The organism is Kibdelosporangium persicum, from assembly GCF_013280595.1.
Taxonomy (GTDB): domain Bacteria; phylum Actinomycetota; class Actinomycetes; order Mycobacteriales; family Pseudonocardiaceae; genus Kibdelosporangium; species Kibdelosporangium persicum.
The window spans coordinates 1-6935 of record NZ_JAAATY010000073.1 but is presented as its reverse complement, the minus strand read 5'-3'; the positions used below and the strand labels follow the sequence as shown (position 1 = coordinate 6935).

The window sequence follows — 6935 nt, the reverse complement described above, 5'->3', positions numbered from 1 at the left end:
ACCTGCGTCGCGCGGTTGCCGATCCTGTCGTAAGTGAAATCGTGCCAATACGGCCCCGGACCGCCCAGCCCGGCAACACTCTTCTGCGCCGCGCAGTCACCGCTCCGAGGTGTCCACGCGGAGGTCATCCGGCGCAGATAGTCGTAGGTGAAACACTGCGTCTCCGCCGCGAACGCCCCAGCCTGCGTCATCTGGTGCGCGCAGTGCGAGGAGACGCGGGATCGGCTCCGCTTCAATCGGCACCCGCCGAACAGCGTAAGAGCCGACTCCCTTCATTCGATCAGAAACTCGATCGTGGAGACCAGAAAGTCACCGTACGAGAACCGGGCGCCCAGGTCCACGAATCTCGCGTACTGCTGTCGGTCGATCGAGAGGTCCACCGTGACGAGGACTCGCAAAAGGCACCGGAAGGCCAGATCGGGGGAAATCTCCTCCGCACACATGTGCAGCGAGCGATGCAGATCCGGCGTGCCGTTGAGTTCCCTCTTGGTCGCCGCGTCGTTCACGGCTTCGCCGATCAGCGATATCTCCGTCAGGACATCCTGGCGGCATTCGGGATAGGGATTCGGGTCAGGCGCCATGACCGGCGGCCGGCCGAACTCTGCCAGCCGACCATTGGCCAGATCCGCGACCAAGGTCATCCAGTCCAAGTGGTCAAACCGTCATCTTCCGGGCGGTGGTAGCCGCGAGTACAAGCGCGCCAGAGCGTCCGGGCGTATGTACCTCCGCGCCGCAGGCTTACGGCATCCTTCGCCACCGCCGTGACTATCTCGACATCGGTGACGTCGAGATAGTCACGCACGGTTTGCTCGGCCGTCGCGTCCAAGGACCAGTCCTGATGGAACGCCGTAGCGAGTCCGGCGATCCCGAACTCGAAATCCTTGAACGCTTCTGCCATCTTCGCCTCAGCTAATTAGGGAACGCCGTGTAGACAATGTAGCCCAACCTGTGCCCTGGTCGGCGCCTGAGGACGACTGTATACCCGTTTCCTGTGGGTGTCAGATTGCCGTTCGGCTGGGCGCGGACGCCAATCGAGTTGTTGGCTCGAATCTACCTGTCAGTTCGAGCCCATTGGGTCCGTTTGTCCCCCGAGCCAGCCAACGGTCGACCTTCCCTCGGTTGTTCGCCACCGCGTAGTCGACAACCTGCTGCGCGGTCTGCAGGTCCACGAACTTTGACTTCGGCTGCCCCTGGGATCTCGCCAACCCGGCGAGCTCATTGTCCGTTGGATTGACGTGCTCCTCAAGGACATGAGCCTCTCGGAACTGCGCGTCGTCGCCCACCAGGTCATTGCAGTTGTGCACAAGCACGGGCGTGGACGCCGTGTACACGTGGTACGAGTGGATCTCGTCGACTGTCAGGTCGTACACCTTGCCTTCTCCGGTGAACTGACGGACCGCCGTCACCTCCACCAGGTCGCCGGCCGGAGTCCGCAACGAGTTGCCAGTCTTGATGTTGGCGATCGGGACCCAGGCGTTGAGGTCGGCGACCCAGATCGGATGCCAGTCGGTCGCCTCCAACATCGCGGTCGCCGACCCGGCAGTGCCGTCGGTGTCGATAGTCAACTCGGTGCGGGCCGGTTCGTCACTGTGCACCCAGGTCACCACCACCGCACGAGCCTCGGTACGGCCCGTCTCCGGGTCAGTCGCCAACACGACCTCGCCGAGCTCGACCTCCTCGAACGGTTTGCGGACGTTCCGCTTGTAGGTTTCAGCCCATCCCGTCCATGCCCCACAACCTCACGAGCGGTCGATTTCCTATCAACATGAAGTCGACCGCCTCCGCGAAGGAGTCACCGAGGCGCCACACCACTTCGGGCACCGAGGCGACCGCAATGCCATCGCTGGAGAAATAAACATGGGACCGGCAAAGCCACCAACCGAGGGGACAGAAAGGAACCTTGAACCGCTCCTCCAGATCGATCGCCTCTCTAATGTGCCTTCGACCGATGCGAAGCGGGTCGACAATGAGCGGGTCTTCGTTTCGGAAATCGACCCCCTTCTCGACAGCCGGCTCAACAGTCAACCGCAGAAAGAACTCAAGACTTCGGCGATGCCGTCATCGATCTCGTGGCCTGCCTCGGCAAGGCTCCCGACCAACCACGAAACATCAACCTTGCGAGTCTCCGATCAACCGCTCCGTTCCAGAGCAGACCTGGACTCAGGCAGGACTTTCAGTTCCACTTCGGTCACTTATTCAACGATCCGGATTATCAACGAATTTAGCACTTGCCCGACACTCTCTAAGGGCCGTGGCAAGTGTGACATGGTCGGCATCATCGGAATCACCAAACGAAGGCTGCTGCCATCGTGCCACCGTTCACGCCGCGCCCCTTCAGCTTTGTATGCCCGGTCAGACACTTCATTTTAGAGCACACGGCGTGGAGTGACACACTGGCGGAGTGCCCCGACCATCGTCATATCACCGCATCTAACTGGGTCGAAGCGATCCCATTCGAGGCTCCACAGGGCATCGAACCCCGATGTGTACACGCGGTCCCGCTCCGACGCGTAAACAGGGTAGACACCGACGAATTCAATCACATCAGATTCGCGCACCTCCGAGGCGATGTCGATCCCATCACCAAGCTCGGGTATCGGCGGTTCAGCGAATACCACGCTACTCAATTTCGATCCATTCACGAGGCTGCCCGCGTAGCCGACAGCCTGCCCCTTGCCGAAGGGATACATGCCCTGCAGGGAAGCTGCCAGACGCGCCGGAACCTTCCCCCAGCCCAGATCATCCGATCGCATCGTGATAACGAGTTCCCGTCCAGCTGTCACCGAGAGCCCGAAGGTAACTCCTGTGACGTACTCAGGACTCGGGGAAGCTTTATAAACGAGCGCTGCTATCTCCCGGCTCTGCTCTCGGGCAGGAGCGAAGCGATAGACCACCGGCGCTCCTCCGAGTACCGCAGCCAGACGGTCCAGAAAATCAGCGAACCGAGCTTCATCGGACTGATCAACCATTCACAGCTCCAAAGAACGACCGCATGGCCCCGACAAACCGGACACAAAGCCAGCCGTGGCCACACATCTTACCCTAACGACCTCGTGCATGGTTAGCGTTGAGGCATGACAGGCCCTGGGTTCGGCGGGGTCACATGGTTGTTCCAGCTGGCAGTGCGGCGACGGGCTGCTGGATCGGCTGGGTGTGTTGGTGGTCGGACAGTAGTCCGGCGACGGCGCGGACGGTGTCGTCGAGGGTGTCGCGGCGGCCGAGGTGCCGGGTCAGGCTGCGCCAGTTCTTCATGTGCGCGATGGTGTGCTCGACCCGGACTCGCCGACGAGCGTGCGATTTCCGTTGTCTGTCACGGAGTTCGGCGATGCCCGGCATCCGCTCGAGCCGCTTCTTCTGATGCTTGGGCGTGGGCGTGATGACTTGACCCAAGGTTTGGGCGCCGAGTCCTTGATAACCGGCGTCGGTCAGCATCTCAACGCCGAGCGTGTGGTCGAGCCAGTCGGCCACGCCGGCTTGGCGGGCCTGGGTGATGTCGGCGGTGCTGCCCCGGCAGCTGGCCCCGCTGAACAACACCCGTCCGCGCGCATCACTGATCACCAAGGCTTTCATGGCGTTCTGCCGGGACTTGCCGGAGATGAACTGATGCCGCCCAGCGCGCTTGACGGTCGGGCGGCGAACCCGGATCTCCGTGGCATCCATCAACCCGGTCAGTCTGGTGTGATCGAGATACGCGACCACATCGGCAATTGTTCGAAGCCGGACTCCAGACTCGATGCGGCAGCCGCGGTCCGCCAGAAGCGGCCGGATCTCGTTGATAGCACGGGTGATCGTGGACCGATCCACTCCAAACCACGCCGCCAGAACATCATGCGTGGTCGCGTGCCGCAGATGCACCAGAGTGGCCAGCAACCGGTCGACGAACACCAGCTTGTACTTCGCGCCCGCGGCGCGTCGTCGTGGGCGTTGCTGTCGGCGGGCGTCCTGCCGCGCCTGCCACACCGGCCCGATCTCGACCACCAAGTCCGCGATCACCCGAGCCGACAACCCCGTCACCCGACGACTCGACAACACCCCAGCACGACCCACACCAAGATCATCTCAACCAAGATCAGCAACCATGCACGAGGTCGTTAGAGATCGCACCAACCGCGGCAACGTCGACATCCTCATCAGCACCTTTGACATCGAGAACCGCAGTGGTCTGGAATTTGACCACCATCCGGGATCACACCCTGTAGGGCGTCAGCGTGATCTTCTAGACGCCTCGTTTCCGAAGCGAGTCGTCGCAGTCGTGGACTAGGACTGGCGTGGCGCCCACCAGGACGTGGTACGAGACCTGGCGTCTCCGCCAAACCCCCGGTCACATTACCGACGATTCTTGGTGGTCATGCAGGGGCCCGCAACCTGCATAACCACTAAGTTCGCCGCAGTCACGCGCTACTCAGACGCAGCGCCATACAGCCTCGATTTTCTCGAAGGAGGCAGCTCGGACAAACAGCATCGGCGGTCCGATCTCCGCCAACGCTCGTTCAACAAACGCTCGCTCGAAAACTGCTTCCTTATTGACACTCCTCACCATACTGGTGACCTCCGCCGAAAGCCGTGTGAATGCGAAAACGCGATCGTCAAGGTCGTCGGGCCTGAATCTATCGGCGACAATCTTAAAGTGCCAACACTGGTCATCTTTCATCACATCAGCAAAGCCTTCTAGCGGACCATCGTACCACTCCAATACGACAGTTGGAATAACCCTTAGTTTGCCTGCGTCCGCAGCGGAAAATAGGGTGCTTAGGTCCGTCATCGCTTCCGTCCAAACAGAGTATTGAAGATACTAGCAGCTGTCGAGTCAAGCGGCTTCGGCAGCTCCAGCGTATGGTGCATTCTGTCATTGTTCGTCGGCGTGTACCTCAGAGTGACGCCAGCAGCTTCTATTTCTGCTTTCGTCGCGGTGCCGACATCGGTCGGGTCACGGGACAAGCGTGCGTTCGACTCTGGCGTGGTTACAGACACCCCGTGCCCGAAAGGCTTTGAATTGTTTTCCGCAGCCTCAGCCTGCTTCTCCAAGCGACCTGTACTTTCCCAACTGGTTCCCCGTCTTACGAAGACTTGATCGTCCGAACATGTACATGCCTCTCCGAATGCGGGGCCGTCGCTGCCGCAGTTGTGGACGAGTACCGACGTGGCACCCGCAAGCACATGGTAGGTGTGTATATCGTCGACGGTGAGGTCGTGGGCGGGTGTGTGGTTGGTGTAGTGGCGGACGGCGGTGACCTGGACCCAGGTGCCTGCCGACGTTTGCAGCCAGGAACCAGCCGTGATGTTGACGATCGGGATCCAGGCGTTGAGGTCGACGACCCAGATCGGGTGCCAGTCAGTCGCCTCCAGCGTGGCAGTCGCCGACCCCGCCGTGCCGTCGATGTCAATAGTCAACTCAGTGCGAGCCGGCTCGTCACCGTGCACCCGCGCCGCCACCACGGGCCGGGCTTCGGTGGAAACTCGCTTCTCGCTCAACCAGTCAACGCTGTACGAAACTGGCTACATCGTCCAGGGCGTCTTCTGCCCGGCCGCCCACCACCGAATCACTGACAAGCCCATGCAGCACGTCGACGACATCTTGTCGTATATCGCCGGCCAGTCGAGCAACATGGCCGAAACAAGTCACTGCTATCGGCCGAACCTGCAGATCTACGCAGTAGCTATACAGACATGGGACCATGGGTCAATGATTGACCCATGTATAGCTTGTAAATAATTCTGGAATATCACCTGCCTTCTTGATCACTTCAAGACCTTTGTCTCGCGACATAAGAAACCGGACTGGATGTTCAGACAATTGTCCACATATGTTGACTTCCCGCAGACCATCATCAGTCGACACCTGCAAATCGTAAAATTCACCGGAGTGCAACAGTGAAGCCTTGGCAAAACCGGGTCCGACGGCAACGATCAGAACGTCGTCATCGCCACCGTCGTTCCAAGTGAACGTTGCAGATGCATCTTGATCCAGTTCGCAATAAACAGATTCTACCTCACCCAACGCAATCGCACGACTCTCCGGATTGTCGCCATAAGTTTCAAACTGAATATCTGTCATCTGCGCCTTACCCTCAAGAACTTATCAGCTTGACGCGTGTACACACCCACGAGCCCGCCTCGATCATATACGGTGAGCGAATCCAGACCCAACGCCCTGGCATAACCAGCCATACTATTCGAGCAGAACGGGCACAGTTTTCGATCTACATAGAGTTGCGCATCCCCGCCCATATGCCCTCGGGCAATAGCTTGTGCGAACACGTCTCCTTCAGCATGGTCCTCGAAAGATGTGGCGACAACCTTGTGGCCTTGAAACCTCCCTCGGAATCCTGCCGTTCATGCCGTAACTGCTATTATCAGCATGATCTAGATGACTGATTCCGTGAAATTGGTGTTCAGTGATCGAACGCGATCAGTGACCGCTTGCTGGTCACGCCGGTTTCCCAGTTCTGCCAGATCCCGGCGGCCATGGCCAGCAGGCGCTGGGCGACGCGGGTGAACACCCCGGCTGGAGTGCGGGCGCCGTGGTGCTCCAGGTCGAGCTGGCCTTTGAGGGTGTGGTTGACCGATTCGATCCACTGGCGCACGTGGCCGAGGTTGCCGTGGCGGTAGGTCTCGTCGCGGCGGTCCGGGCGCAGCAGCCGTAGTCCCATCGCGGCGGTCAGCTCGTGGAAATGCTTGCCGGCGAAGCCTTTGTCGGCCAGCAGGATCTGTCCGGAGCGGATGAGATGATGGTTGTGGTCCAGCAATGCGGCGAGTACCTCGCGCTCGCCGAGCTTCGGGTTGGCCAGGCACCACATGATCGGCATCCCGTCGCCCGTGCAGACCAGGTAGAGCTTCAGGCCCCAGTAGAACCGGGAATGCGCGGCGCAGTAGCCGTAGTTCGCCCAGCCGGCCAGGTCCGAGCGTTTCACCGTCTCGCGCGACATGCCGCACGG

General features: G+C 60.4%; 10 protein-coding genes and 2 pseudogenes. All 12 read right to left on the bottom strand.

Annotated elements, in window-relative coordinates:
• On the bottom strand, window positions 1-191 hold a 191-nt coding region (locus GC106_RS47385; protein ID WP_217281863.1), incomplete at its 3' end, for a hypothetical protein.
• An 81-nt stretch (window positions 192-272) separates the two neighbouring features.
• The gene (locus tag GC106_RS46830; protein WP_173142657.1) at window positions 273-635 is read right to left on the bottom strand and encodes a hypothetical protein; all 363 of its coding nucleotides are present in this window, start codon (window positions 633-635) and stop codon (window positions 273-275) included.
• 2 nt (window positions 636-637) lie between these two features.
• The gene (locus tag GC106_RS46825; RefSeq protein ID WP_173142656.1) at window positions 638-898 is read right to left on the bottom strand and encodes a hypothetical protein; all 261 of its coding nucleotides are present in this window, start codon (window positions 896-898) and stop codon (window positions 638-640) included.
• A 100-nt stretch (window positions 899-998) separates the two neighbouring features.
• Window positions 999-1283 carry an RNase A-like domain-containing protein gene (locus GC106_RS49155; protein WP_312873457.1) on the bottom strand — a complete coding sequence of 95 codons (285 nt, stop codon included), beginning with the start codon at window positions 1281-1283 and terminating at the stop codon, window positions 999-1001.
• A 24-nt stretch (window positions 1284-1307) separates the two neighbouring features.
• Window positions 1308-1670: pseudogene (locus tag GC106_RS49150) on the bottom strand (polymorphic toxin-type HINT domain-containing protein); the annotation flags it as partial.
• Between the two features lie 40 nt (window positions 1671-1710).
• On the bottom strand, window positions 1711-2025 hold the full coding sequence (locus tag GC106_RS46815; RefSeq protein ID WP_173142654.1) for a hypothetical protein: 315 nt from the start codon (window positions 2023-2025) through the stop codon (window positions 1711-1713).
• 341 nt (window positions 2026-2366) lie between these two features.
• Window positions 2367-2969 carry a suppressor of fused domain protein gene (locus GC106_RS46810; RefSeq protein ID WP_173142653.1) on the bottom strand — a complete coding sequence of 201 codons (603 nt, stop codon included), beginning with the start codon at window positions 2967-2969 and terminating at the stop codon, window positions 2367-2369.
• A gap of 130 nt (window positions 2970-3099) precedes the next feature.
• The gene (locus GC106_RS46805) at window positions 3100-3885 is read right to left on the bottom strand and encodes a transposase family protein (RefSeq protein ID WP_217281861.1); all 786 of its coding nucleotides are present in this window, start codon (window positions 3883-3885) and stop codon (window positions 3100-3102) included.
• 873 nt (window positions 3886-4758) lie between these two features.
• A complete protein-coding gene (locus tag GC106_RS46800; protein ID WP_173142651.1) occupies window positions 4759-5472 on the bottom strand; it encodes a polymorphic toxin-type HINT domain-containing protein in 714 nt (237 codons plus the stop codon).
• Window positions 5473-5680: 208 nt separating this feature from the next.
• Entirely contained in the window at window positions 5681-6055 is a 375-nt protein-coding gene (locus GC106_RS46795) for a hypothetical protein (protein WP_173142650.1), read from the bottom strand.
• Window positions 6052-6273 (bottom strand): annotated as a pseudogene (locus GC106_RS50000) (hypothetical protein); the annotation flags it as partial. The gene GC106_RS46795 and the pseudogene GC106_RS50000, both read right to left, overlap by 4 nt.
• A 119-nt stretch (window positions 6274-6392) precedes the next feature.
• Window positions 6393-6935, bottom strand: a 543-nt coding sequence (locus GC106_RS46790; RefSeq protein WP_173139873.1) for a transposase, incomplete at its 5' end; no start/stop codon positions are given.